The 24638-nt window shown below is 69.9% G+C and carries 20 protein-coding genes and 1 pseudogene; 5 read left to right on the top strand and 16 right to left on the bottom strand.

Going from position 1 to position 24638, the window contains the following annotated elements; translation table 11 throughout:
* The first annotated feature begins 114 nt into the window (after window positions 1-114).
* Genes LY40_RS13845 through LY40_RS13835 form a run of 3 tightly spaced genes read left to right on the top strand, consistent with a single transcriptional unit; the run spans window position 115 to window position 2105 of the window.
* A complete protein-coding gene (locus LY40_RS13845) occupies window positions 115-432 on the top strand; it encodes an antibiotic biosynthesis monooxygenase family protein (RefSeq protein WP_183782416.1) in 318 nt (105 codons plus the stop codon).
* Window positions 429-1265 (top strand): SIR2 family NAD-dependent protein deacylase, encoded by an 837-nt coding sequence (locus tag LY40_RS13840; protein WP_258937081.1) that lies wholly within the window; start codon window positions 429-431, stop codon window positions 1263-1265. The genes LY40_RS13845 and LY40_RS13840 overlap by 4 nt, the downstream gene beginning before the upstream one ends.
* A gap of 36 nt (window positions 1266-1301) precedes the next feature.
* Window positions 1302-2105, top strand: coding sequence for an SDR family oxidoreductase (locus LY40_RS13835; protein ID WP_183782413.1), 804 nt, complete (start codon window positions 1302-1304; stop codon window positions 2103-2105).
* A 477-nt stretch (window positions 2106-2582) separates the two neighbouring features.
* On the opposite strand, the gene LY40_RS13830 is transcribed toward LY40_RS13835, so the two are convergent.
* On the bottom strand, window positions 2583-5144 hold the full coding sequence (locus tag LY40_RS13830) for an ATP-dependent Clp protease ATP-binding subunit (RefSeq protein ID WP_183782410.1): 2562 nt from the start codon (window positions 5142-5144) through the stop codon (window positions 2583-2585).
* A 431-nt stretch (window positions 5145-5575) separates the two neighbouring features.
* Between LY40_RS13830 and LY40_RS13825 the strand changes: the two genes are divergently transcribed.
* Window positions 5576-6640: a (2Fe-2S)-binding protein gene (locus tag LY40_RS13825; RefSeq protein WP_258937080.1), complete on the top strand. Its 1065-nt coding sequence runs from the start codon at window positions 5576-5578 to the stop codon at window positions 6638-6640.
* Window positions 6641-7134: 494 nt separating this feature from the next.
* Here the strand turns inward: LY40_RS13825 and LY40_RS13820 are convergent, their stop codons facing one another.
* The 9 genes and pseudogenes from LY40_RS13820 to LY40_RS13780 form a co-directional block, all read right to left on the bottom strand.
* The gene (locus LY40_RS13820) at window positions 7135-7485 is read right to left on the bottom strand and encodes a histone-like nucleoid-structuring protein Lsr2 (protein ID WP_183649029.1); all 351 of its coding nucleotides are present in this window, start codon (window positions 7483-7485) and stop codon (window positions 7135-7137) included.
* A gap of 264 nt (window positions 7486-7749) precedes the next feature.
* The gene (gene lysS, locus LY40_RS13815) at window positions 7750-9255 is read right to left on the bottom strand and encodes a lysine--tRNA ligase (RefSeq protein WP_258937079.1); all 1506 of its coding nucleotides are present in this window, start codon (window positions 9253-9255) and stop codon (window positions 7750-7752) included.
* Between the two features lie 74 nt (window positions 9256-9329).
* Window positions 9330-10136, bottom strand: a complete 807-nt coding sequence (locus tag LY40_RS13810; protein ID WP_183782404.1) for a type III pantothenate kinase — start codon at window positions 10134-10136, stop codon at window positions 9330-9332.
* Window positions 10137-10143: 7 nt separating this feature from the next.
* A complete protein-coding gene (gene panD / locus LY40_RS13805; protein WP_258937078.1) occupies window positions 10144-10659 on the bottom strand; it encodes an aspartate 1-decarboxylase in 516 nt (171 codons plus the stop codon).
* An 11-nt stretch (window positions 10660-10670) separates the two neighbouring features.
* The gene (gene panC / locus LY40_RS13800; RefSeq protein WP_183782397.1) at window positions 10671-11693 is read right to left on the bottom strand and encodes a pantoate--beta-alanine ligase; all 1023 of its coding nucleotides are present in this window, start codon (window positions 11691-11693) and stop codon (window positions 10671-10673) included.
* A gap of 17 nt (window positions 11694-11710) precedes the next feature.
* A pseudogene (locus LY40_RS13795) lies at window positions 11711-12607 on the bottom strand (Rossmann-like and DUF2520 domain-containing protein); the annotation flags it as partial.
* Between the two features lie 124 nt (window positions 12608-12731).
* Window positions 12732-13850, bottom strand: a complete 1119-nt coding sequence (locus LY40_RS13790; RefSeq protein WP_183785340.1) for a PrsW family intramembrane metalloprotease — start codon at window positions 13848-13850, stop codon at window positions 12732-12734.
* A gap of 196 nt (window positions 13851-14046) precedes the next feature.
* Window positions 14047-16566, bottom strand: a complete 2520-nt coding sequence (locus LY40_RS13785; protein ID WP_258937077.1) for a DUF6779 domain-containing protein — start codon at window positions 16564-16566, stop codon at window positions 14047-14049.
* An 87-nt stretch (window positions 16567-16653) separates the two neighbouring features.
* Window positions 16654-17097: a DUF3180 domain-containing protein gene (locus LY40_RS13780; protein ID WP_183782388.1), complete on the bottom strand. Its 444-nt coding sequence runs from the start codon at window positions 17095-17097 to the stop codon at window positions 16654-16656.
* A 230-nt stretch (window positions 17098-17327) separates the two neighbouring features.
* Between LY40_RS13780 and LY40_RS13775 the strand changes: the two genes are divergently transcribed.
* On the top strand, window positions 17328-18308 hold the full coding sequence (locus LY40_RS13775) for a MerR family transcriptional regulator (RefSeq protein WP_183782385.1): 981 nt from the start codon (window positions 17328-17330) through the stop codon (window positions 18306-18308).
* Between the two features lie 133 nt (window positions 18309-18441).
* Here the strand turns inward: LY40_RS13775 and folK are convergent, their stop codons facing one another.
* The 6 genes from folK to LY40_RS13745 all read right to left on the bottom strand — a co-directional run bounded on the left by folK (window position 18442) and on the right by LY40_RS13745 (window position 24552).
* A complete protein-coding gene (gene folK, locus LY40_RS13770; RefSeq protein WP_183782382.1) occupies window positions 18442-18933 on the bottom strand; it encodes a 2-amino-4-hydroxy-6-hydroxymethyldihydropteridine diphosphokinase in 492 nt (163 codons plus the stop codon).
* A gap of 199 nt (window positions 18934-19132) precedes the next feature.
* The gene (gene folB / locus LY40_RS13765) at window positions 19133-19492 is read right to left on the bottom strand and encodes a dihydroneopterin aldolase (RefSeq protein ID WP_183785338.1); all 360 of its coding nucleotides are present in this window, start codon (window positions 19490-19492) and stop codon (window positions 19133-19135) included.
* Window positions 19493-19515: 23 nt separating this feature from the next.
* The gene (gene folP, locus LY40_RS13760) at window positions 19516-20316 is read right to left on the bottom strand and encodes a dihydropteroate synthase (protein WP_183785336.1); all 801 of its coding nucleotides are present in this window, start codon (window positions 20314-20316) and stop codon (window positions 19516-19518) included.
* Window positions 20317-20351: 35 nt separating this feature from the next.
* A complete protein-coding gene (gene folE, locus LY40_RS13755) occupies window positions 20352-20966 on the bottom strand; it encodes a GTP cyclohydrolase I FolE (protein ID WP_258937076.1) in 615 nt (204 codons plus the stop codon).
* A 25-nt stretch (window positions 20967-20991) separates the two neighbouring features.
* Window positions 20992-23451, bottom strand: coding sequence for an ATP-dependent zinc metalloprotease FtsH (ftsH, locus tag LY40_RS13750; protein ID WP_258937075.1), 2460 nt, complete (start codon window positions 23449-23451; stop codon window positions 20992-20994).
* A 315-nt stretch (window positions 23452-23766) separates the two neighbouring features.
* Window positions 23767-24552, bottom strand: coding sequence for an ESX secretion-associated protein EspG (locus LY40_RS13745; RefSeq protein WP_183785332.1), 786 nt, complete (start codon window positions 24550-24552; stop codon window positions 23767-23769).
* Between the last annotated feature and the right edge of the window lie 86 nt (window positions 24553-24638).

The following is a 24638-nucleotide window of genomic DNA, read 5'->3' as shown; positions in this document are numbered from 1 at the left end:
GGCGGCCTTCGGGGACGAGACAGAGCACGGCCGCCGCGGCGTGCCCGAAGCCGCGACAACCGGCCGAGCCGCGGCTGCTGCGGCGGCACCCCAGTCGCCAGTACCCTCGGCACCATGGCTGTTGTGAAGATCAACGCGATCGAGGTCCCCGAAGGCGCAGGCGCCGAGCTGGAGAAGCGGTTCGCCGCACGGAAGGGTTCGGTCGACAACGCTCCCGGTTTCCTCGGTTTCGAGCTGCTGCGCCCCGTTTCGGGCGAGAACCGCTACTTCGTCTACACCAAGTGGGAGACGGAGGAGGACTACCAGGCCTGGGCCCAGGGCGGCGCGAAGGAAGCCCATGCTGGCGAGCAGCAGAAGCCCGTGGCCAGCGGCGCCAACCTGCTGGAGTTCGAGGTCGTGCTCGGATCGTCACCCGACTCCTCGGACGAGTGAGCGACGCGCTCGACCACGAAGACGAACTCGAACGCGCGGCGGAGCTGATCGGCTACGCCGACGCGTTGCTCATCTGTGCCGGCGCGGGCATGGGCGTGGATTCCGGCCTGCCCGATTTCCGCGGTGACGAGGGTTTCTGGCGCGCCTATCCGCCGTACGCACGACTGGGACTGAGTTTCGTCGAGGTCGCCGACCCGGTGCACTTCGCCGCTGATCCCGAACTCGCCTGGGGCTTCTACGGCCATCGGCTCGAGCTGTACCGGCGCACCACGCCCCATCCCGGGTTCGACATCCTCCGCCGCTGGGCCGCCGGGAAACCGGACGGCGCACGTGTCTTCACATCCAATGTGGATGGCCAATTCCAGAAGGCCGGCTTCGCCGGTGTCGCGGAGGTACACGGCTCGATCCATCATCTGCAGTGTCTGACCGGCTGTTCCGCCGGCATCTGGCCTGCCGACGACATGACCGTCACCGTCGACGAAGCGACCATGCGCGCCGAGGAACCGCTGCCGTCGTGTCCTGGCTGCGGTGCCCTCGCCCGGCCGAACATCCTCATGTTCGGCGACGCCGACTGGCTCGGGGAGCGTTCCCAACAACAGCTCGACGAGCTCCAGGCCTGGCGGCGCCGCACCGACAAGCTCGCCGTGGTCGAACTCGGCGCAGGGCTGGCCGTGCCGACCGTGCGCAGGCAGGCCGAGCTCGCCAGCGCGGCCGACGGCGGGTTGATCCGCATCAACCCGCGCGAACCCGAAGTCCGCCACGACCGCGGCATATCCCTATCCGTCGGCGCATTGGACGCGCTGCGGGCCATCGATGCACGGTTGAACAGCTGAGACGTCCCGTCCGCGCCGACCAAGGGAGACCGCGCCATGACCATCCTGGTCACCGGAGCCACCGGCAACATCGGCCGCAAGACCGTCGACCACCTGCTGAAACGCGGCGCCACGGACGTCAGGGCGCTCACCAACAACCCGACGAAGGCCGACCTGCCCGACCACGTCGAGGTGGCCGACGGCTACCTGCGCAGGCTCGAGACCCTCCCCGAAGCCTTCGAGGACGTCACCCGCATGTATCTGGCACCGACCCCCGAAACCGTCGAAGGGGTGCTGGAACTGGCCCGCGAGGCGGGCGTCGAGTACATCGTGGATCTGTCCGGCGAGCACGAATCCTGGTGGGGCACGGTCACCCGCGCGGTCGAGGACTCCGGTATCCCGTGGACGCACCTGTGGCCGGGCGATTTCATGGAGAACTCGCTGCTGTGGGTCGACCAGATCCGCCGGACCGGCGCGGTACACGAGCCGTATCCCGACGCCACCAGCGCGCCGATCGCCATGGACGACATTGCCGCCGTCGCCGCCACCGCGCTACTCGATCCGACGCCGGGCACGTCGCATCCACTCACCGGGCCCGAGGCGCTCACCCGCACCGAGCAGGTCGCCCACCTCGCCGCAGCGACGGGCAGCGACCTCCGGTTCGTCACGTCGTCACGCGAGGACACCCTCGCTCACCTGCAACCTTCGATGGGCGAGAACGCCGAGTTCTACGTCGACAACGTCCTCCCGCTGCTCGACGCCGAACCGACCCCGGCCAACGCCACGGTCGAAGCCGTCACCGGCACGCCGGCCACGACGTTCGCCGACTGGGCACGCGCCAACGCCGACGCCTTCCGCTGACCGTCCCGGCGCGGCGCCCCACAGAACGCGGCGGCGCGTCGGCGTGTCCCCGCGAGGAGTGACGGCCTGGGCGCTTGGTGGGCGCAACACCGCCCCTGGAAAGCCCCACACGGTCCCCAGCGGCCGCAACACGGGCCCCCGAGAACGCAACGCCTCCGGGAGTTACGACACGGGCTTCCGGAGGACGCGACACGACCCCCGGAAAGCGCAACGCGGTTCCCGAGAACGCAGTCGCGCAGCTACGCGGCCATGAGGTGTGTCGGCCGGGTGCGAAAGGCGGGAGCAACACGCGGGACTGAGTGCAGGACGCGTCTGGGTGCAGAACACGCGCGTCTGAGTGCAGAACACCCGCGTCTGAGTGCAGAACACGCGGATACGAAAACGGCGGGCACCGCCTACGCGGTGCCCGCCGTTTCTGCCTACTCGGCCGATTCGGTCTGCCTACTCGGCCAGTCCGGTCTGCCTACTCGGTGGTCGTCACTCCGACTCGGTCTCGCCGGAGCCCGAACCCGAGCCTTCCTCACCCGCGGCCATGCTGACCGGCGGCGCGTCCGGAACGTCGATCGGCTTCTGCTCGCCGCGGAAGGTGAACGTCGCCTGATCGTCCTTCTCGTCGCCGACTTCCCAGCCCTCGACGTCCACGATGATGATCTGGCCCGGCTCGACCTCGCCGAACAGGATCTTCTCGGACAGCTGGTCCTCGACCTCGCGCTGGATGGTCCTGCGGAGCGGACGGGCACCGAGCACCGGGTCGAAGCCGCGCTTGGCGAGCAGCGCCTTCGCACGGTCCGTGAGCTCGATGGCCATGTCCTTGCCCTTCAGGGCCTCCTCGACACGCGTGACCATGAAGTCGACCATCTCGATGATCTGGTCCCGCGTGAGCTGGTGGAAGACGATGATGTCGTCGATCCGGTTGAGGAACTCGGGCCGGAAGTGCTTCTTCATCTCCTCGTTGACGCGCTGCTTCATCTTCTCGTAGCGCGTCACCTCGTCGTTGCCCGACGAGAAGCCGAGGCTGACGGACTTCGAGATGTCCGACGTGCCCAGGTTGGAGGTGAAGATCAGCACCGTGTTCTTGAAGTCGACCGTGCGGCCCTGACCGTCGGTCAGGCGGCCGTCCTCCAGGACCTGCAACAGGGTGTTGTAGATCTCCTGGTGGGCCTTCTCGATCTCGTCGAACAGGACCACCGAGAACGGCTTGCGGCGCACCTTCTCGGTGAGCTGGCCGCCCTCCTCGTAGCCGACGTAGCCCGGAGGGGCACCGAACAGCCGCGAGGCGGTGTAGCGGTCGTGGAACTCGCCCATGTCGATCTGGATGAGCGCGTCGTCCTCACCGAACAGGAAGTTCGCCAGCGCCTTGGACAGCTCGGTCTTACCGACACCGGACGGGCCGGCGAAGATGAACGAACCGGACGGGCGCTTCGGGTCCTTCAGGCCGGCGCGGGTACGGCGGATCGCCTGCGACACGGCCTTGACCGCGTCCTCCTGGCCGATGATCCGCTTGTGCAGCTCGTCCTCCATGCGGAGCAGACGCGTCGTCTCCTCCTCGGTGAGCTTGAACACCGGGATGCCGGTCCAGTGGGCGAGGACCTCGGCGATCTGCTCGTCGTCGACCTCGGCGACGACGTCCAGGTCACCGTCCTTCCACTGCTTCTCGCGCTCGGACTTCTGCGACAGGAGCGTCTTCTCCTCGTCGCGCAGGGATGCGGCCCGCTCGAAGTCCTGGCCGTCGATGGCCGACTCCTTGTCCCGGCGCACGTCGGCGATCTTCTCGTCGAACTCGCGCAGGTCCGGCGGAGCGGTCATCCGGCGGATGCGCATCCGGGCGCCCGCCTCGTCGATCAGGTCGATCGCCTTGTCCGGCAGGTACCGGTCGTTGATGTAGCGGTCGGCCAGCGTGGCGGCGGCGACCAGCGCGGAGTCGGTGATCGACACGCGGTGGTGCGCCTCGTAGCGGTCGCGCAGGCCCTTGAGGATCTCGATCGTGTGCTCGAGCACCGGCTCGCCGACCTGGATCGGCTGGAAGCGGCGCTCCAGTGCGGCGTCCTTCTCGATGTACTTGCGGTACTCCTCGAGCGTCGTCGCACCGATGGTCTGCAGCTCGCCGCGGGCCAGCATCGGCTTGAGGATGCTCGCGGCGTCGATCGCGCCCTCGGCTGCACCCGCGCCGACGAGCGTGTGCAGCTCGTCGATGAACAGGATGATGTCGCCGCGGGTCTTGATCTCCTTGAGGACCTTCTTCAGGCGCTCTTCGAAGTCACCGCGGTACCGCGAGCCCGCGACCAGCGAGCCGAGGTCCAGCGTGTAGAGCTGCTTCTCCTTCAGCGTCTCGGGCACCTCGCCCTTGACGATGTTCTGCGCCAGGCCCTCGACGACGGCCGTCTTGCCGACACCGGGCTCGCCGATCAGCACCGGGTTGTTCTTGGTGCGGCGCGACAGCACCTGCATGACGCGCTCGATCTCGGAGTTCCGGCCGATCACCGGGTCGAGACCGCCGTCGCGCGCAGCCTGCGTCAGGTTGCGGCCGAACTGGTCGAGCACCAGCGACGAGGACGGGGTGCCCTCACCGCGGCCGCCGCCGGCCTCCTGCGGCTCCTTGCCCTGGTAGCCGGACAGGAGCTGCAGCACCTGCTGGCGCACGCGGTTGAGGTCCGCGCCGAGCTTGACCAGGACCTGGGCCGCGACGCCCTCACCCTCGCGGATGAGGCCGAGCAGGATGTGCTCCGTACCGATGTAGTTGTGGCCGAGCTGCAGCGCCTCGCGCAGCGACAGCTCCAGCACCTTCTTGGCACGCGGCGTGAAGGGGATGTGTCCGCTCGGGGCCTGCTGCCCCTGGCCGATGATCTCCTCGACCTGCTGACGGACGCCCTCCAGCGCGATACCCAACGACTCGAGCGCCTTGGCGGCGACACCTTCACCCTCGTGGATCAGACCCAGGAGGATGTGCTCGGTGCCGATGTAGTTGTGGTTGAGCATCCGGGCCTCTTCTTGGGCCAGGACGACCACCCGCCTCGCGCGGTCGGTGAACCTCTCGAACATTCCCACTCCCTCGACTGCTGCGCCGGCGGCCCGACCCATCGGTTCCTCGTGATGGGTTCGGCACCGTAAGACCACTCTAGTAGCCATGCGTGTCCGGTGGCCTACCACTCACATGAATCCGGCGGGTCCCGCGGCGGGCTCGCCGGATCCTGCCATTTCCGGGTTGTCGCTGGCTATGGCGCTGTTTCCGCTGGGTGCAACGAGTACGCGGCGGCCGCGATTCCCCTACCCCGGGCGTGTCCGCTTCCGGCGAACACGCCCGTGAGCCCGCGTCACGCGCCGTGTGCAGCCGGTTCGCGTTCCCACTGTTCCACCATCGTGTCACCCGCCTGGCGCAGTCCACCCTTGCGGTTAAGGTTAGGCTCCCCTTAAGTACTCCGGCGTCGGGGGGGGGCACCCGTCGTCGCGTCGTCACACCGTTGGAGCAAGCCGTGACCGTCGACCGATCCGTGCGTGACGCTGCACACAGCGTCGACGGCGAAGCGGCCGTCCGGGGCGGCACGGATGCCCACGCCGACACGGCCGTCCCGTCCCGTCCCGACAGGGCCGGCACGAGCAGGTCCGATACCGACGGGGCCGGCACCGCCCGCAGCACCCGGCCCGGTACGCCCGGGCTCGGCACCACTCGGATCGGCGACCGCGCCACCGACACCGCCCGCAGCACCGCCCTCGGCGCGTCGCTCGCCCGGATCGACGCGGCCCAGGACCGGTTCACGCTCACCGCCTCGGCCTCCGGCCCCGACTGGATCCGCTGCTCCGACCTACTCGACGACCCGCAGCACCTCACCGCCTGGTGGGCACGCACCACCCAGTGGCTGCAGGACACCTACGGCGAGGCGCCGGGCCGTACCGCACTGGCCTACGTCATGTCCTGGTACCTGCGCATCCCCGCGTACGCGGGGGCGGCCCTGCTGTTCCACGAACGCCGCGTGCCCTCACTGCGCCCCGACGACCTCGCCGTGCGCCTCGCCACCGACGGACGGCCGAGCCCCGAGGCGATCGCCGTACTCGGCAAGGGCTTCGCGTGCCTGCCGTTCGACCCGGCATGTGCCGACCCGCAGACGTCGGTCGCCGCCGACGAACGCGAACTCGCCGCCATACTGCGGGGCCGCTACACGGGCCACGCCGCCCGGTTCGTCCGCACCTACCGCCGCGCCGGCCGGATCGGCACACACACCCTGTGGTCGGCCGCCACGGACGCGCTCGACGACTGCCTCTGGTGGGCCGGGCGCGACTGCGGCGACGAGGGCGCCGGGGTCGCCGACGCCACGCTGGTGCTCGACGCCCCGTTCGCACCGCTGACGTCGCCGTCGACGCTCGGCACCGACGACGACAGCTGGGCGAGGCGGCGGCAGAGCTGCTGTTTCACCCACCTGCTCCCCGGCCGCGACGAGTGTGCCGGCTGCCCCCGGCTCCGCCGCCGCACCCCGGAACGGCAGCTCTGGGGCCGGAACCACGAGGCCCCGAACTGCGAGGACCGGCACCGCGGGGACTAGCGCACGGCCCACTCGCGCGGCCGTACCGGCGAGCGGCCCGGCTTCCCGTGCCGGTGCGCCACGCGGTTCGCCGGCAGGACCGCCAGGCCGAATCCTTCCCCGCCATTCCCAGTGCACCGTCCGTCACGGGCTCCGGCGCGGGGACCTTCACGTCCGAACCGAACGCCCCATCCGCCTGCCGCCCCATCCGCCCGCCAAATTCGGCACACGGCGCCGGGCGGGGACCCGCATCAGATTCCGACGAGGACCGCAGGCGAGTTCTCTCGCGGCCACAGGAACCGGAGGGGCGATCGCGTTGTCGTCCGTGCTCGGCCCATCGAACCGCGGCGGACGCGAAGCCGCCCACCGATACGCGATATCGCCTCCGCACCGGCAGATCCGTTCGCGGCGTAAGCGGGATCACAAACACGAAGGGCCTCCCGGCGACTACCGGGAGGCCCTTCGAAGGCTCGTTCGAACGCGGGCGGCGACGTGCGCGCCCGCGGAATGCCCACTCAGTTCTTGCGGTGGTAGGCGTCGACAACCTCGGACGGGATACGGCCGCGGTCGGAAACGTCGTAACCGTTCTTGCGCGCCCAGGCACGAATCGCCTGGTTCTGTTCACGGTCGACCGCAGCACTACGGCCTGCCTGCGGCTTCGACGCGGTGGCGCGGGTCGTGCGCTTGCGACCGCCCGCCCGGCGGGCGTGCTCGACGTACTGCGCGAGCGCGTCACGCAATTCCTCGGCGTTCTCCGCCGAGAGATCGATCTCGTACGTCACACCGTCCAGACCGAACTCGACGGTCTCTTCCGCCTCCGACCCGTCAAGGTCGTCGACGAGGGAGACGAGAACCTTCTGCGCCATCCTTGTTTTCCTCCTGTGAAACCTGCGATAGACCGATGAGACCGCCGATCCCCATCGGTGCCGGAAACCTCATGGAACCGTACAACCGAACCGGCTTGCCGATCCGGCCGGGCCAGCCGTCCCCATGAGGCAAAGTCGGGGAACTGCTGACAGTAATACCCCTGCGAACTCATAAAAGCAAATCAGGCGCCCGAGTTTTGTCGGGTTTCCCGATGGATGGGAGACGACTTCGCCTCGCCTCCCATCCAGACGGGTAGATCGAAACTATTCGGGCCGGACCAGCGGAAACAGGATGGTTTCCCGGATACCGAGGCCGGTGAGGGCCATGAGCAGCCGGTCCACTCCCATTCCGGCGCCGCCGGTAGGCGGCATTCCGTACTCGAGCGCCCGAAGGAAATCCTCGTCCAGCTGCATGGCCTCGGCGTCACCGCCTGCCGCCAGCTTGGACTGAGCCGTCAGCCGCTCCCTTTCGATGACCGGATCGACCAGTTCGGAGTAGCCGGTGGCCAGCTCGAATCCCCGCACATACAGGTCCCACTTTTCCGCGATCCCCGGCTTGGTCCGGTGCGCACGCGTGAGCGGCGAGGTTTCCTCGGGGAAGTCCCGCACGAATGTCGGCGCGTACAGATGGTCGCCGACGAGCTCTTCCCACAGTTCTTCAACCAGCTTGCCGTGGGTGAGCTTCGGATCGACCTCGATGCCACGCGCCTCGGCGACGGCGTGCAGTTTCTCGGCCGTCGTTTCCGGGGTGACTTCCTCATCGAGTGCTTCGGAGAGCGACTCGTACATTGTGATCGACGCCCACTCGCCGGAGAGGTCGTACTCCGTTCCGTCGTGGAGCGTGACGATCTGTGAACCGAATGCGGCGACCGCGGCTTCCTGGACGAGCTGTTTCGTCAGGTCGGCGATTGTGTCGTACGTCGCATACGCCTCGTAGTATTCGAGCATCGCGAACTCGGGGGAATGCGACGAGTCGCTGCCCTCATTCCGGAAGTTGCGGTTGATCTCGAAGACCTTCTCGATACCACCGACGACGCACCGCTTGAGATACAGCTCCGGGGCGATACGAAGGTAGAGGTCCATGTCGAAGGCGTTGGAATGGGTCGTGAACGGCCTGGCGGAAGCCCCGCCGTGCAACGTCTGCAACATCGGCGTCTCGACCTCGGTGAATCCGCGGCCGTGGAAAGAATCGCGTAGTGCACGAAGCACGTTCGCGCGCGTGCGCACGACCTCGCGGGCCCGCGGCCGCACGATCAGATCGGCGTAGCGCTGCCGGACCCTGGATTCCTCCGACATCTCCTTGTGCGCGACCGGCAGCGGGCGCATCGCCTTCGACGTGAGCTGCCACGAATCGGCCATGACCGACAGCTCGCCGCGCTTGGAGGTGATCACCTCACCGTGGACGAACACGTGGTCGCCGAGGTCGACATCGGATTTCCACGCCGACAGCGACTCCTCGCCGACGTTGGCCAGGCTCAGCATGGCCTGCAGCTCGGTACCGTCGCCCTCCCGCAACGTGGCGAAGCACAGCTTGCCGGTGTTGCGCATGAACATGACGCGGCCGGTGACGCCCACGACGTCACCGGTCTGCGTGTCCGCTGCCAGGTCGGGGTGAGCGGCACGCACCTGCGCGAGCGTGTGCGTGCGCGGCACCTCGACCGGATACGGCTCGGCACCGCCGGTGAGCAGGCGGTCGCGCTTGTCCCGGCGCACCCGCATCTGCTCCGGCAGGTCGTCGTCGCTCTGGGAGTGTTCCGGGATATCGCTCATGCGCACCAGCGTACGAATGGCCGAGGCGAGCTCGTGAACCGGCTCCTGCCATCGACCGAGCCGTCGCGCGGGTGCTAATTCCGCCGGGCGGCGCGGCCGGTACCGCGCTCCGGATTCCGTTCGTGGACGAGCCGGAGACCCAGCAGCGTGAGATCGGGCCGGTGTTCGGTGATGGTTTCCGATTCGCCCAGCACCAGCGGTGCGAGCCCGCCGGTTGCGATCACCTCGACGGGGCCGTCGCCGAGTTCTTTCGCGATCCTGCGGACGAGCCCGTCGACCTGACCTGCGAAACCGAACAGAATGCCGGATTGGAGGCATTCCACGGTCGTCTTCCCGATCACCGAACGCGGCGGTGTCAACTCCACCTTGCGCAACGCCGCCGCCCGGGAGGCGAGCGCGTCGACGGAGATCTCGATGCCCGGTGCGAACGCGCCGCCGAGGAACTCACCCTTCGCCGAAATCGCGTCGACGTTCGTGGACGTGCCGAAGTCGACGACGACACAGGCGGTCCCGCACAGGTGGTACGCGGCGAGCGTGTTGACGAGGCGGTCGGCACCGACCTCCTTCGGGTTGTCGACATGCAGCGGTACGCCGGTGCGCACGCCGGGCTCGACGACGACGGTGGGCACGTCGGCGTAGTAGCGGCCGAGCATCACCCGCAACTCTCGCAGCACGGCGGGCACGGTCGACAGGGCGCTGATCGCGGTGATGCTGTCGGCGTGCTCGCCGAGCAGTCCTCGCATGGTCAGCGCCAGTTCGTCGGCGGTGATCTGCGAGTCGGTGCGCATGCGCCAGTCACGCACCAGTTCGACGCGGGAACCCTCCTCGGGATACAGGCCGAGGGAGATGTTGGTGTTCCCGACGTCGATGGTGAGCAGCACGCGCGCCTCAGCCCTCCGCGTACAACAGGGCGTCGAGGCGGGCGGCGTCGGCGGTCTCGGCCACCGGGTACGCGGGCAGCTCACCCTCGATGAAAGCGTGCCCGGTGTCGTCGATCGGCAGCGCCCCGGAGACCAGGCCGGAGCCCTCCGGGGCGTGGCCCGCGTCGGCTCCGCGGTCGGCGATGCGGTTGTCGGCGTCGACGAAGATGACCCGCGGCCGGAACTTCCTGGCTTCGGCGTCGTCCATCTGGCCGTAGGCGATGAGGATGACGATGTCGCCGGGATGCACCAGGTGGGCGGCCGCGCCGTTGATGCCGAGCACCCCGCTGTCACGCTCGCCCGGGATGACGTAGGTCTCGAGCCGCGCGCCGTTCGTGACGTCCACAATGGCCACCATCTCGCCCGGCAGCAGGTCGGCGGCCTCCATCAAGGTCTCGTCCACCGTCACCGAACCCACGTAGTGCAGGTCGGCCTGTGTGACCGTGGCTCTGTGGATCTTCGACTTGAGCATGGTGCGGTGCATCTTCGACTCCCTTAATACCCCTGCTGAGACGGAGTTGTTCCCACTGGGGCGGCGTTCCGGCCTTCGCCTGCCACGTCGTCGCCCGCCGCGTCATCGCCTGCCACGTCGTCGTGGTCCGCCGCGTCCTGGTCGTCGCCCAGTCCGGCGGCGGCGGCACCGAGCGGCACCGGCGTGTTGTCGATCAGCCTGGTGCGGCCGACCCTGGCCGCGATCAACAACCTGGCCTCACCATCGACGGGTGCGGGCCCCAGATCGGTTCCCCTCAACTCCAAATATTCGATCTTGATTTCCGGGTGCGCCGCCAGTTCCCTGCGTGCGGCTTCCAGCACCGCCTCCGCGCCGTCGGCCCCTGCGTTCACGCCCATCCCCAAGGCGGTCGACAGGACGGCGGCGCTGCGGCGATCCTCTTCGGACAGATACGCGTTCCGCGACGACAGGGCCAGCCCGTCGTCGGACCGCACCGTCGGCACGCCGACGATGCGCGTCTCCAGGTTCAGATCCTCGACCATGCGCTTGACCAGCACGAGCTGCTGATAGTCCTTCTCCCCGAAGAACGCGTAGTGCGGGCGCGTGATGTTCAGCAGCTTGGCCACGACGGTGAGCATGCCGCCGAAATGCCCCGGCCGCATCTCGCCCTCGAGTTCGCCGCCGAGCGGACCGGGGTCGAGCGTCACCGTGACGCCCGATTCGCCGTACAGGTCCTCGACCTCGGGGACGAACGCGAGCTCGACGCCGAGTTCCCGCAGCGTCTCGAGGTCGTGTTCGAGCTCGCGCGGGTAGGCGTCGAAATCCTCGCCCTCGCCGAACTGCAGCGGGTTCACGAAGATCGACACCGCGACGATCGTGTTCGGCAGCCGCTTGGCCCTGCGGATCAGTTCGCGGTGCCCGGCGTGCAGCGCACCCATCGTGGGCACGAGCGCGACGTTGCGGCCGACCCCGCGGAGCGCAGCCGTCACCTGCGACGCCTCCGTGGGACGGCGGTAGACGTTGAGCTCGCCTCGCGTGAACTTGGGCGTGTGCTTCGGGAAGGTCATGGGAGGTTCTCTGCCTGTCACGATCGGTTGTCGAGGAGGTTTTCCAGTTCGGCTGCCGCGTCGTCGCCGAGCAGCCCGGCGAGTCTCGCCCGCGCGACGGTGCGGCGCGCCAGCGCGGCGTAGGTCGGTTCGACGTCCGGCGCCCGCTCCGCCAGCACCCGCAGGTGTGCGGTCACGGTGCCGGTGTCACCGCGTGCGACCGGCCCGGTCAGGGCGCGGCCGTGGTGGCGGAGCGAGTTGTCGAGCGAAGCCGACAGCAGCGGCGCGACGACCCGGTCCGGGTGATCGACGCCGGCGTCGGCGAGCAGGTCGACACAGTCGGCCACGACCGTGGCCAGGTGATTGGCGCCGTGGGCCAGTGCCGCGTGGTAGATCGGACGGGCGGCCTCGGGCACGCGGACGGGCTCGGCGCCCATCTCGACGGTCAGCGCCTCCCCGACGTGCCAGGCCGCGTCGTCACCCGACGTCGCGGTGATGCCGACACTCGCCGTGGTCAGCCGGTCCAGGTCCTCGGCGCGACCGGTGAAGGTCATGACCGGGTGCAGCGCCAGCGGCAGCGCACCCGCGTCGGAGGCGGCACGCAACGCACCGACACCGTGGGCACCCGACGTGTGGACGACGATCTGGCCGGAGCGCAGCGCACCGGCACCCGCCAGGCCCGCGGTCATCGACTCGAGGACGTCGTCGGGCAGCGCCAGCAGCACCAGATCGGCGCGGCGGGCGACCTCGTCGGGCGGCAGGATCTCGGCGTCCGGCAGCAGGCGTTCGGCGCGCAGCACGGACGCGTCCGACACCGCGCTGACCGCGGTCACGACATGTCCGGCGCGGGTCAGTGCCGCACCGAGAACACTGCCGACGCGTCCCGCCGACACGACGCCCACCGCGAGGCGGGCAGGCCGCGTCATCGCGCGCCCCTTCGGAGGCTCATGGCCGCAAAACTCCCAAAACTCGTTCCAGTCCCGACCTCGTCGCGGGTACCAGACGACGCCGCGAGCGTAGCGCCGATCCGGACGTCGTCACGCGCTCGGGTGACCAGCTTCACCCGCTGCCCGCGAGGCTCACGGCGTCGGCCCGCGCCTGCCTGGCCTCGGCGAGCAGGCCGTCGTGACGGGCGCGGTCGCCGTCGGTCGTCACACCCCTGCGCCGCAGGAACGCCAGCTCGGTCACGGCGGCCTGGTAGTCCCCGACGGCCCGCGCAGCCTCGGCACCCGATTCGCGGCGTGCCTGCCTCCGCCACTGCCTGCGGGCGGCCAGGTCCGACAACAGCTCGATCTCCGAAGGGGCGATCCAGCCGCGACGGGCCATCGCAGGCAGCGCCCCGGCCACGATCCGCTGCTCGCGGCGACGCTGCCACACCACGATCAGGCCGACCCCGATGAACAACGGAGCCATGATCAGGAAGTACACGTTGAGGAACGTCCGCGCCCCGCCGAACGTCGCCGCGGCGTTCCACAGCGCGTGCAGGCACACGGCACCGACATAGGCCGCCACGGGCAACGTGAACCGGGCGGCGCCGTAGTAGCGCTTCTGCACCGTGAGCGCCACACCGATACCGATGACCACGGAGAACAGCGGATGCGCGAACGGCGACATCACCCCGCGCAGCGTGAACGCCGCGAGCACGCCCGAGGACATGCCGCCACCGAAACCGGCCTCGTTGAACGCGCTGGCGAAGTAGTAGACGTTCTCGGTGAACGCGAACCCGGCCGCGCTGAAACCCGCGTACACGATGCCGTCGACCACGCCGTTGAACTCGCTCCGCCGGTGCAGCAGCACCGCGACGAGCGGTACGGCCTTGATCGCCTCCTCCACCAGCGGAGCGGAGATGACGGTCGCGATCCTGCTGCCGCCCTCGAAGCCGAGGAGGTAGTCGCCGACGCTCTTGGCGGTGTCGTTGACCAGCAGCGCCAGCAGCGTTGCCACGCACGCTCCCCACAGGAACGTCAGCAGCAGGTACTTGGCGGGTTCGGGTTCCCAGCGGTCGACCCACAGCAGCGCGGCCGTGACGATCGAGACCGGCACCACGGCGGCGATCACGCCGACGATCACGGGCAGCGCCCCCGCCTGGACGGTGACGAGCCCGAAGACGATCAGGCCGCAGATCGCGACCGCGACCATGCCGGTCACCGGCACCAGCACGGTGACCAGACGTGTCATGTTCCGCCGGGCGTGCCGCACGACGGTCGCCGCTCCGTTCACGCCGCGCAGGGTAGTAGCCGGCCCCGATGCCCGGGTGAGTGATACGGACCGGCGAGCGTCGGCGTCACGGGATGACAGCGCCCTCCGCGGCACCCGGCCGCGGAGATCGCGACCACGGTGCCCCGGAGGGCGCGGCGTGACGAAGCGGGGAGGTTCAGTCCTCGGCGCGACGGCGACGGCGCGGCGTCGTGTCGCCCGTGCCGTAGGCGGCGAGGAGTTCGCTCACCGAACGGCCGGAGGAGTGTGAACCGGTGGGCTCGCCGTCCTCGGGATCCGGAGCGCGGCGACGACCGCCGCCGGCCTCGGAGGCCTCCTCGGCCTGCGACTCGTCGTCCTCCGGCTCGGCACGCCGGCGGCGACCACCCGGCTTGCGCGCGAGATCGCGCACCTCGGGCGGCAGCGTCGGGTTGACGACGGAATCCTCGCCGGAGGCCTCGGTCGAGTCGGCCGCGCCGGCGGGCTGCTCGGGGTAAGACATGGGTGGAAGGGGTCCCTTCGCGATCGGTTGTTCCGCCTGAGCCACCTCGGGTGCCGGCTCGACGGCCTTCGGAGCGCCGGCGCGTGTGTCACGCGCCCCTCCGGAGTCTCTCTCGGGGATCTGAGCGTAAGCGGTCTGTGATCCGGGCTTGTCCATACCCTGACCAGCCGACGCCCCAGGTTGCGAGGCAGAACGCGCACGCGCACCCGCTTCACTCTCCTGAGTGAGGCCAACGTCACGTCGATTTTGACCCTCATTGCGGGATTCGTTCGGCCGTGAGGGTGACCCCGTGGATCGGTCCTGCTCGGCCGCAGGCGCCACGGGCTGCTGCGCCGTGGCGGCTGCCGCGTTCCGCTCCCGCTGGTCGGAACCACCGCGGCTGCCCTCGCGCGGTTCCTGACCGGTCCGGCTCGGCTGCCCTGCCGGCTGCTGCGACGAACGCGACTCGGCGGCACGCGGCGGAACCGGACGGGCGGGCGCCGGCGGCTGGGGCGACTTCACCCCAGGCTCCGGCGACTGCGACCGGCCAGGTGTCTGCGACCGGCCCGGCGCCTGCGGAGCGCCCGCGCGCTGTGCCGGACGGAAACGTTCCTTCGCCGTCGCGGCTTCGCGGGCACGCACGCGGCGCGTCGGGTCCTCGTCGGGCGAACCGGCCGGCGCGCCGCCTGCCCGGTCACCGGCACCGGACCCGCCGTCCGCGCGGCCGTCGGGCGCGGCCTCGGTGCGGTCGTCGTCGAGGGCGCCGTCGTCGAATTCCCCGTCGTCGTCGAACCCCCCGTCGTCGAACCCACGGTCGTCGAAGGCCGTCGACATGCCGGGGCCGGCCTGAGTGCGAGCGGCGTGAGATTCCGAAGGACCCCGCTGCGGCCGCCCGCCACCCTGCTGCGGTCGAGCCTGCCGCGTCGCCGCAGGCTGAGACTGTGCCAGCTGCCGAGACTGTGCCGGCTGCGGGGACTGTGCCGGCTGCTGGGACTGTGCCGACTGCGGGGACGGTGCCGTCGGCCTGGACGGTGCCGGGTGCGCCTTCCGCGCGGGCGGCGCCTGTTTCGCACCGGGGCGTTGCTGCGGCGGCACCGGAGGCGAACCCGCCTGCTGGCGCCGCTGGGGACCACGGGCCTTACGAGGAGCGCCACGCGGATCCGCGGCCGGTGCCGGAGCCGGAGCGCGGTCGGTGTCCGACTCGTCATCTACGTCGGCGCCGTCGTCGGTGTCGTCGGCGTCGTCGGCACCGGAGTCGTCGGCGTTGTCGTCGGCGCGGGCCGCCGGTGGTGCGAACCAGGCCGTCGACTGCGATGCCGGGTCGGAACGACCGGGCTGCCGCCGGGGGATCGCACCGTTCGCCGCGCCGGTTCCGTTGACCGCACCGTTGGGCGCGGCACCGTTGGGTCCCCCGGCGTCGGGTCCCCCGCCGTTGGGTCCCGCGCCGTTGGGTCCCCCGCCGTTGGGTCCCGCGCCGTTGGGCGCGGCCGCACCGGCTCCGCCTCCGTTCCGTGCCGCACCGTTCGCCGCAGCACCGTTCGCCGCAGCACCGTTCGACGTGGCACCGTTCGACGTGGGCGACGAGCCGTTGCCGCCACGTCCCGCCGTGCCGATGGCCTTGGCGATGGCGCCGGCGTCGCCGCTGTCGGCCTCGACGACGCGGCCGATGAACTCGGTGGGATTCTCGCCGCGGCCCGCGGTCAACCGGGGCTTCTCCGAGCTCTCGCTCGCGGTGACGAGCGGCCGGTCGTCACCGAACGAGCGCATGCGGGTCGACTGGGCGGTGAGTGCGATCCGCTCCCACATCACCTCGCCGCCGAAAAGAGACTGCAGGCTCTCCCGCAGCGACGAGACCTCCGCGCGCAACGCCTCGAGTTCGGCCCGTGACTCGTCCTCGACCCGCTCCCTGGTCTCGGCCTCCACTTCGAGTTCGAACTCGTGACGGGCGGCTACCTCACGCTCCAGTTCCAGTTCGTAGATCTCCTGGGCCTTCGACGCGGCCACCTCGGTTTCCGCCGCCTTCTTGCGGTACCGAGTCGCGAGGAACGTGCCGATGAGCGCCGCCCAGAGGGCGGCCAGGATGCCGAGCCGCAGCAGCCGCATGTCCTCGGCCAGGATCAGAGCGACGGTGGCGCCGAGCGCGAACAGCACGCCCACGGCCGGCCACAGTCGGCCGCCCGATCTGCGGCCGGGCTCGTCCTCACCCTCGCCAGTCATGCCGGATACCGTACCTTCCAGTTGTCCGATCGTGACCTCGTCGGTACTTCGAGCGGCGGGTTCTGATCGCTGGCCGGTCGGTTGTGATCACTCGTTGCGGTCGCCGGTATCCGGTGCGCGACAGCAGTGTTCGAGCCACAACGCGGCACCGATCAACGCCGCTGCACAGCCCGCCCCGACGACCGCGGCCGGCAGATCGTCGGCGGCCGCCGTGATGTCGCTCGCCTGCGGCGCGAGGAACGCCACACCCGCGAGCCAGGCACCGAGCATGAGGGCCCCGAGTAGCGACGACGCCTTCGCGAGCGCGACCGCACGGGCGATACCGAGCCCCGTGATGACACGTCCCTCGCGGATGCGGGCGCGCACCACGAACGCCAGCACCGTCTCGATCGCGGCCAGCACGAGCAACGTCGTACCCGCGAAAGTCGGCAGGCTCGGCAGTTGGCCGTACGCGAACTCGAAGAGCAGATACACCGCGACGAGCCCGATCAGCCCGGCGACGACCAGCTCGCGAGGGCGCGTGAAGTGCATGTCCCAACCGTACTGGGCACCCGCGACTCCACGACCCCACGTGCGTGTCCTGCACCCAGACGCGCGTGTCCTGCCTTCGGGCACGCGTGTCCTGCGTTCGGACGGGCGAGTTCTGCGTCCGTGTGTCCGTCCGGTCCGGCCCGTCTCCGCAATTGTCGGGCGTCGGTCCGGGATTTGTTGTTGACTCTCCACCGACTGGAGCCTCGAAGCTCGGATTCATGGAGGCGGAGATGACCCCATCGGGCAAGTTCACGATCGGCGAACTGGCACGGCGCACCGGCCTGCCGGTGAAGACGATCCGGTTCTACTCCGACGAAGGTCTCGTGCCTCCCAGCGACCGCACCGCGGCCGGTTACCGGCTCTACGACGTCACTGCACTGGCGCGGCTCGAACTCGTGCGCACGCTGCGCGAGCTCGGTCTGGGCCTCGCCGACATCGAACGGGTGCTCGCCGGTGCGTCGACGGTCGCGGAGCTGGCGAAGGCGCACGTGGCTGCGCTCGACGACCGGCTGCGCGAACTGCGCCACCGCAGGGCCGTGCTGCGGGCGGTCGCGAACCGTGAATCCGAGTTGAAAGAGGTGGAACTGATGAACAAGCTGGCATCGATGTCGGACGAGGAGCGCAAGCGGCTCGTCGACGAATTCTGGGACGAGGTCACCGCAGGCCTGGACGTGGACACGGAGTTCTACGCATGGATGCGGTCCGCCAAGCCCGAGCTGCCGGACGACCCGTCCCCGGAGCAGCTGGAGGCGTGGATCGAGTTCGCAGAGCTCGTGTCCGACGCCGAGTTCCGGGCCCTGATCCGGGGTATGGGTGAACAGCAGGCGCAGCGGCGCGAGGCGGGCCACAACATCGACGCGTTCTCGTGGGCGCAGAAGGACCGTTGGGACGACTGGCACGCACGGGCGCAGGGCTTCTCCGACGCCGGGGTGTCCCCGGCCGCAGCCGAGGGCAAGGAACTGGCCGACGAGATCGTGCGAGCCTCGCTCGGGGAGGGCGACACGTCCGCGTGGTTCGTCGGTGACGGCGTTCCCGAGCCGGTCGACGGCCCCGAGTACCGCACGTGGCTGGCCGGCCAGATCGACACGGGCGGGGACGCCAGGGCCGAGCGCTACTGGCAGCTCCTGGCGATCGTCAACGGCTGGCCGCCCATCCCCAGCCGGATCGCGGCGACGGAGTGGATCGTCTCGGCGGTTCGCGCGTCGGCTTAACCGGCCGACGCGACAGGCGCCCGCATGCTCGACCGTGAGGGGACAGGGCTTTCGACCGCCACCCCTCGCGGGCATGCCGGCGCGTGGCCGCGTTCGATGCCTCGAAGGTGCCCTTGAGGGCACCGCGGGTGGCTCAGAGCGACAGGTCCGTGCGCTTGCGTACGCCGTCGCGGTCGGCCGGGGGCAGGGCGGTGAGCAGGGCGTCAGCCCGTCCGACACCCGGCACCTCGGCGTCCGGGTGGATCTCGAGCCACGGGATGAGCACGGTCGCGCGCTCGGCCGTCCCCGGGTGCGGCAGTCGCAGCTCCGGGTCGGCCGAGCGCACGTCGTCGACCGAAACCACGTCGACGTCGAGCGTCCTCGGGCCCCACCGCTGTTCACGCACGCGCTCGGCCTCACGTTCGAGGGCTTGCCCGGCGCGCAGCCACGCCCAGTGGTCGCGCGCCGGGTCGGCCACGATGCACACCGCGTTGAGGAAGTCGGGCTGATCGGTCACGCCCCAGGGCGCGGTCTCGTACACGCTCGACACCGCGACGAGGCAGTCCCGCAGGCCGTCGACGGCCAGCCGCAGATACGCAAGCCGGTCGCCGAGGTTCGACCCCAGCGACAACACCGCCGTGCTCATCGGACGCCTCCCCGATGCCTCAAAGGCGCCCTCGGCGACGTCCAACTCCGGGAGGTACAGAGCCCACGGAAGATCCGGGGCTCCCGCCCGCCGGCCCGGCCACCACCCCGCACCGGCACGACGACGCGTGGCAGTGCCTGAGTGCCCGAAGGTGCCTTTGGGGGGACGCCACCCGCTGTCCTGCCTGGCGCGGCCGGGGTCAACGCTGCCTCCCGACGGTCACCGCGACGTCGGCGAACGTCAGCGGGATCGGCGCCGTCGGCTTGTGCACCGTCACCTCGACCGCCGACAAACGTTCGTCGGCCATCACCTCGTCGGCGATCCGGCCGGCGACGGCCTCGATGAGGTCGTAGGGCTCGCCGCCCACGATGTCGGCCGCCAACTGCGCCAGCTCGCCGTAATGCAGCGTTTCGGTCAGCTCGTCCGACGCCGCGGCTCGCGTGAGGTCGAGCCACGCCGTGATGTCGACGACGAACTCCTGGCCGTCGCGCTTCTCGTGGTCGAAAACGCCGTGCCTGCCGAACACCCGCAGGCCGGTCAGTGTGATGCGGTCGCGCACCTGCGCCGGCGTGTCCGGCCCGCTCACCGGCCGCCCTCGGCCCAGGCTGCGGCGACCTTCACCGCGTCCAACGACGCGCCGACGTCGTGCACCCGTACGCCCCACGCCCCGGCGGCCGCGGACAGTGCGGAGATCGACGCCGTGGCCACTTCCCTGCCCGACGCGGGCCGTGGTTCACCGTCGGCGTCGGCCAGCAGCGCGCCGAGGAATCGTTTCCGCGAGGCGCCCACCAACACGGGAAAGCCCATGTCGATGAACTCGTCGAGCCGGTGCAGCAGCGCCCAGTCGTGCTCCGCGCGCTTGGCGAAACCCAAGCCCGGGTCGAGCACGATCGCGTCGTCGGCCACACCGGCTGCCAGCGCCTCGTCGATCCGCGCGCGCAGCTCGTCCCGCACCTCGGCCACCACGTCGGTGTACTCGGCGAGCGCGTTCATGTCTTTGCTGTGACCGCGCCAGTGCATGATCACAAATGGGGCGCCGGTCTGCGCGGCGACCTTCGTCATGTCCGGGTCGGCCAGTCCGCCGGAGACGTCGTTGATGATCCGCGCGCCCGCTTCGACCGCGGCCTCGGCGACCGCTGCGCGCGTGGTGTCGACCGACAGCCGGAGACTGTCGGCCGCGAGCTGTCGCACCACCGGCACGACCCGCGCCAGTTCGGTGTCTGCGTCCACCCGCTCGGAACCGGGCCGCGTCGACTCGCCGCCGACGTCGATGATGTCGGCGCCGCGCTGCCACATCGCGTGTGCGTGCGCGAGCGCGTCCTCGCGGCTCAGGTATCTGCCGCCGTCGGAGAACGAGTCCGGCGTGACGTTCAGGACGCCCATCACCGCACAGCGATCCACCGTCGGAATGCGCTCGTTCACCGGCTCCCCTTGATCAGCTGCAACGCTTCGGCACGCGAGGTCGCCGAACGTTCCATGATCCCGCGGACCGCCGACGTCGTGGTGCGTGCGCCCGGCTTGCGGATACCCCGCATCGCCATGCACAAATGCTCGGCTTCGATCACCACGATCACACCGCGCGGGTTCAGCCTGCGGTCCAGCGCGTCGGCGACCTGGGTCGTCAGCCGTTCCTGCACCTGCGGCCGCTTCGCGTACAGGTCGACGAGCCGGGCCAGCTTCGACAGGCCCGTCACCTTGCCCTGCGCGTTCGGGATGTAGCCGACGTGCGCCACCCCGTGGAACGGCACCAGGTGGTGCTCGCACTGGCTGTACAACGGGATGTCCGTCACCAGCACGAGCTCCTCGTGGCTCTCGTCGAACGTCCGGTCCAGCACGTGGTCCGGATCGTTGTACAGCCCGCCGAACATCTCGCGGTACGCCCGCGCCACCCGCGCGGGCGTTTCCCTCAGCCCGTCGCGGTCCGGGTCTTCCCCACAGGCGAGCAGCAGTTCGCGCACTGCGGCCTCCGCACGCGCCTGATCGAACGACCGGCCCGTGGCACGCGGTGCGTCGACGCTGTCCTCGTCGACCACCGCGTACCAGTTCTCGGAGATCTCGCTAGCGATGGTGACCGTCCTGCTCGTCGGAGCCGCCCTCGTCCTGTGGGCGCTGTTGCGGCTGGGGATTCGGGTTGGGCTGGGCCCACGGTCGCGTCGGCCGCGGGTTCGGCGACGTCGCGGGCGTCCACCCGGGAGGCGCGCCGTAGTTCGGCGGGCCCGCGGGCCGCGACCCCGGCTGCTGACCGTACGGCTGGCCCGGCTGGCCCTGACCGCCGCCCTGCTGCGGTCCCGGCCATTGCCGACCACCGTTCTGGCCACCGTTCTGCCCGTGCGTGCCGTTCGGACCCGACGGCGGCGCGTACGGGTTGTACGAACCGGGAGCCTGCTGGTCGTCCTGCGGTCCACCCTGCGGCGCTCCACCTTGCGGCGCCCCGCCCTGCGGCTGGCCCGGCTGCGGCAGCTCGCCGCTCTGCGGTTCCTCCCCGACCACCGGAGACTGCGGGGCTGGCGCCGCGACGGGCGCGGGCTCCGGCTGCCGCGGCGGTTCCGGTTCGGGCCACGGATCACCCCGCTCGGCGGCCAGCTCGCGCGGCGTCTTGATCGGCGGCTTGTCCGAAGGAAGCCGGTCGCCGAACTCGTTGAACACCGTGATCCGCGGGCGCTTCTCGACGGCCGAGAAGATCCGTTCGAGGTCGCGGCGCTGCAGCGTCTCCTTCTCGAGGACCTCGACCACCAGCTCGTCGAGCACGTCGCGGTAGGTGTTGAGCACCTCCCACGCCTCGGTGTGGGCGGTCTCGATCAGCTTGCGGACTTCCTCGTCGATCTCGTGCGCGACCTCGAGGGAGTAGTTCGCCTGCTGCCCAGCGGCACGGCCCACGAACGGGTCGCCCTGCTCCTGGCCGTACTTCACAGCACCCAGCCGCGGGCTCATGCCGTACTCGGTGACCATCGCGCGGGCGATCTTCGTGGCCTGCTCGATGTCGGAGGACGCACCGGTCGTCGGCTCGTGGAAGACCAGCTCCTCGGCCGTACGTCCGCCCATGGCGAACACCAGCCTGCCGATCATCTCCGAACGGGTCATCAAGTCCTTGTCGTCCTCGGGCACGATCAGCGCGTGCCCGCCGGTACGACCGCGCGGCAGGATCGTCAGCTTGTACACCGGCTCGATGTCCGGCATCGCCCACGCGGCCAGCGCGTGACCGCCCTCGTGATACGCGGTGATCTTGCGTTCCTGCTCGGAGATGATCCGGCTCTTCCTAGCCGGGCCGCCAACCACGCGGTCGACGGACTCCTCCAGGTACGCATCCGTGATCACCGTGCCGTGCTGGCGTGCGGTGAGCAGCGCCGCCTCGTTGATGACGTTCGCCAGGTCCGCACCTGACATGCCGACCGTGCGCTTGGCCAGGCCGTTCATGTCGACGTTCTCGGCCAGCGGCTTGCCCGCGGAGTGCACCTGCAGGATCGCCTCACGGCCCCGCAGGTCCGGCGCGGCGACCGGAATCTGCCGGTCGAACCGGCCCGGCCGCAGCAGCGCCGGGTCGAGGATGTCCGGACGGTTCGTCGCGGCGATGAGGATGATGCCCCCGCGCGAGTCGAACCCGTCCATCTCGACGAGCAGCTGGTTCAGCGTCTGTTCGCGCTCGTCGTGGCCGCCGCCCATGCCTGCACCGCGCTGCCGGCCCACCGCGTCGATCTCGTCGACGAAGATGATGCACGGCGCGTTCTGCTTGGCCTGCTCGAACAGGTCACGGACACGCGAGGCGCCGACACCGACGAACATCTCCACGAAGTCCGAACCGGAGATCGTGTAGAACGGCACGCCGGCCTCACCGGCCACGGCCCGCGCGAGCAACGTCTTACCGGTACCGGGCGGACCGTAGAGCAGCACGCCCTTCGGGATCTTCGCGCCGAGCTGCTGGTACCGACCGGGACTGCTCAGGAAGTCCTTGATCTCGTGCAGTTCCTCGACGGCCTCGTCGGCACCCGCCACGTCGTGGAACGTCGTGGTCGGCATGTCCTTGTTGAGCTGCTTGGCCTTGGACTTGCCGAAGTTGAGGACCTTGTTCCCGCCGCCCTGGGCGTTGTTCATCATCCACATCAGCAGCAGCAACAGGATCCCGAGCGGGATCATGTAGATGAGCATCTGGGTGAAGAACGAGTCCTGCGTGACCGTGGTGTCGAACTTGATGCTCTGACCGTTGTCACCGGAGCCCGTGCGGGCGTCGAGCAGCACGTTGTACAGCTGCCCGGAAGCGCCTCCAGGGAACTTCGTGATGATCTGCTTGGCGTTCTCGCCGTCGACGTTGATGCCCTCGGACAGGTGCAGCTTGAGCTGCTGCTCCTTGTCCTCGAGATTCGCCTCGGTGACGTTGCCGGATTCGATCTGCTGCACGGCCTGCGACGTCGGCACTGCCGTGTAGCCACGGTCGCCGTCGAAAAGCATGCTGAACGCGAAATAGAGCAGCAGAACCGCGACTATCCACAGCAGTGGGTTCTTGAGCAGGCGCTTGCGGTCCATTAGATCCGGCCGTTGAGGCCTCGACCCTCCCTGGTTAGGCGGTGGGTGGTGACTTCCGCCGTCACGGTCTTGTCAACTCCCGCTGGTGCACGGTTCGCACTCCCGCGGCGAATGCCGTTCTATCAGGGTACCGCCCGGTGAACGGGGCCATCGGGGCGTCCTCGACGAAATCCGCGCATCGGCTCCGGCCACCTCGGCAGCCGTCACCGATAAGTCAACGGACACCACCCGGCACATGTTCCCGCTGCGTGCGCGGCATCACCTGATCCACTCGCGACAGCCACGGCCGGACACCGGCCGACGGGCCGCGCCCGCTCAGCGAACGACCCCGGCCAGCAGCTCACCGAGCCTGCTGCGCAGCGTCTTCGCGTCCGCGGGAGCCACGGTCACCCACTCGCTGCCGTCGCTGCCGCTGGCCGACGTGCTCAGGTAACGGCCCGTCGCCGTGTCGAACCACGCCAGCACCGCCGAGCGCTGCTTGTAGCCCAGCTCGTCCCTGCTGTTCGCTGCCAGCTGACCGCCCCGCAGCCTCGGCTGGGCGATCAACTGCGAGTACGCCTCCCGCGGGTCCCTGGCACGGTCGGCGAACCCACCGCGCTTACGACCGTCACCGTCGCCGCCGGTCCTGCCCGCAAGGGCACCGGTACGGTCCGGCCGCGCCTGCAGCGCCTCGCCCAGCGGCAGCGTGATCGACGCTTCGGTGCCGCGCTGCGCCTGCGGAAGCAGGTCGACCACGCCCGAGGCCAGGCCGTCGGGGTAGGCCGCGCGCAGCCGCACCCCCTCACTGTCCTGGATGGCGAGCACCGCCTGCTTGCCGTCCGAGGCGGCGATCGCCCCCACCGGCGGATGCTGGAACTCCGGGATGAACAGTGCATCGACCGTCATCGACGCCCTGCCCAGCAGGTCCAACCAGCCCTCGACCGGGGAGCCCTCGATGCCACGGGCCTCGATCTCCTGCTCGGCGCGGTCCCGCAGCATGCGCCGCTGGTTCTCGGTCTCACCGTGCGAGGCGACCTTGAGCGGGTACGGCAACTCGCCCGCACCCATCCGCTCCCACAGGAAGTCGAACGTGACAGGGCTGAAGAACTCCTGGGTGGTCACGATCCTCCCGACCATTTCGGAACTGGCGATGGTGCTCGTCTGATGCGTGAACATGAACCGACCTCGTCAGCGCTTCTCCCTGCCCG

Origin of the sequence: Prauserella salsuginis (genome assembly GCF_024648885.1) — a bacterium.
Lineage (GTDB): Bacteria > Actinomycetota > Actinomycetes > Mycobacteriales > Pseudonocardiaceae > Prauserella > Prauserella salsuginis.
The sequence above is the reverse complement of the archived record's forward strand: the minus strand, read 5'-3'. Positions and strand labels throughout refer to the sequence as shown.

Excerpts from the sequence above, each read along its gene's own strand:
- lysS (WP_258937079.1), bottom strand. The coding sequence starts at position 9,255 with ATGAGCGATATCCCGGAACACTCCCAGAGCGACGACGACCTGCCGGAG.
- LY40_RS13780 (WP_183782388.1), bottom strand. The coding sequence starts at position 17,097 with ATGCACTTCACGCGCCCTCGCGAGCTGGTCGTCGCCGGGCTGATCGGG.
- LY40_RS13835 (WP_183782413.1), top strand. The coding sequence starts at position 1,302 with ATGACCATCCTGGTCACCGGAGCCACCGGCAACATCGGCCGCAAGACC.
- panC (WP_183782397.1), bottom strand. The coding sequence starts at position 11,693 with ATGACCTTCCCGAAGCACACGCCCAAGTTCACGCGAGGCGAGCTCAAC.
- ftsH (WP_258937075.1), bottom strand. The coding sequence starts at position 23,451 with ATGGACCGCAAGCGCCTGCTCAAGAACCCACTGCTGTGGATAGTCGCG.
- LY40_RS13775 (WP_183782385.1), top strand. The coding sequence starts at position 17,328 with ATGACCCCATCGGGCAAGTTCACGATCGGCGAACTGGCACGGCGCACC.
- folK (WP_183782382.1), bottom strand. The coding sequence starts at position 18,933 with ATGAGCACGGCGGTGTTGTCGCTGGGGTCGAACCTCGGCGACCGGCTT.
- LY40_RS13820 (WP_183649029.1), bottom strand. The coding sequence starts at position 7,485 with ATGGCGCAGAAGGTTCTCGTCTCCCTCGTCGACGACCTTGACGGGTCG.
- LY40_RS13845 (WP_183782416.1), top strand. The coding sequence starts at position 115 with ATGGCTGTTGTGAAGATCAACGCGATCGAGGTCCCCGAAGGCGCAGGC.
- LY40_RS13830 (WP_183782410.1), bottom strand. The coding sequence starts at position 5,144 with ATGTTCGAGAGGTTCACCGACCGCGCGAGGCGGGTGGTCGTCCTGGCC.
- folP (WP_183785336.1), bottom strand. The coding sequence starts at position 20,316 with ATGGGCGTCCTGAACGTCACGCCGGACTCGTTCTCCGACGGCGGCAGA.
- LY40_RS13785 (WP_258937077.1), bottom strand. The coding sequence starts at position 16,566 with ATGACTGGCGAGGGTGAGGACGAGCCCGGCCGCAGATCGGGCGGCCGA.
- LY40_RS13790 (WP_183785340.1), bottom strand. The coding sequence starts at position 13,850 with ATGACACGTCTGGTCACCGTGCTGGTGCCGGTGACCGGCATGGTCGCG.
- panD (WP_258937078.1), bottom strand. The coding sequence starts at position 10,659 with ATGCACCGCACCATGCTCAAGTCGAAGATCCACAGAGCCACGGTCACA.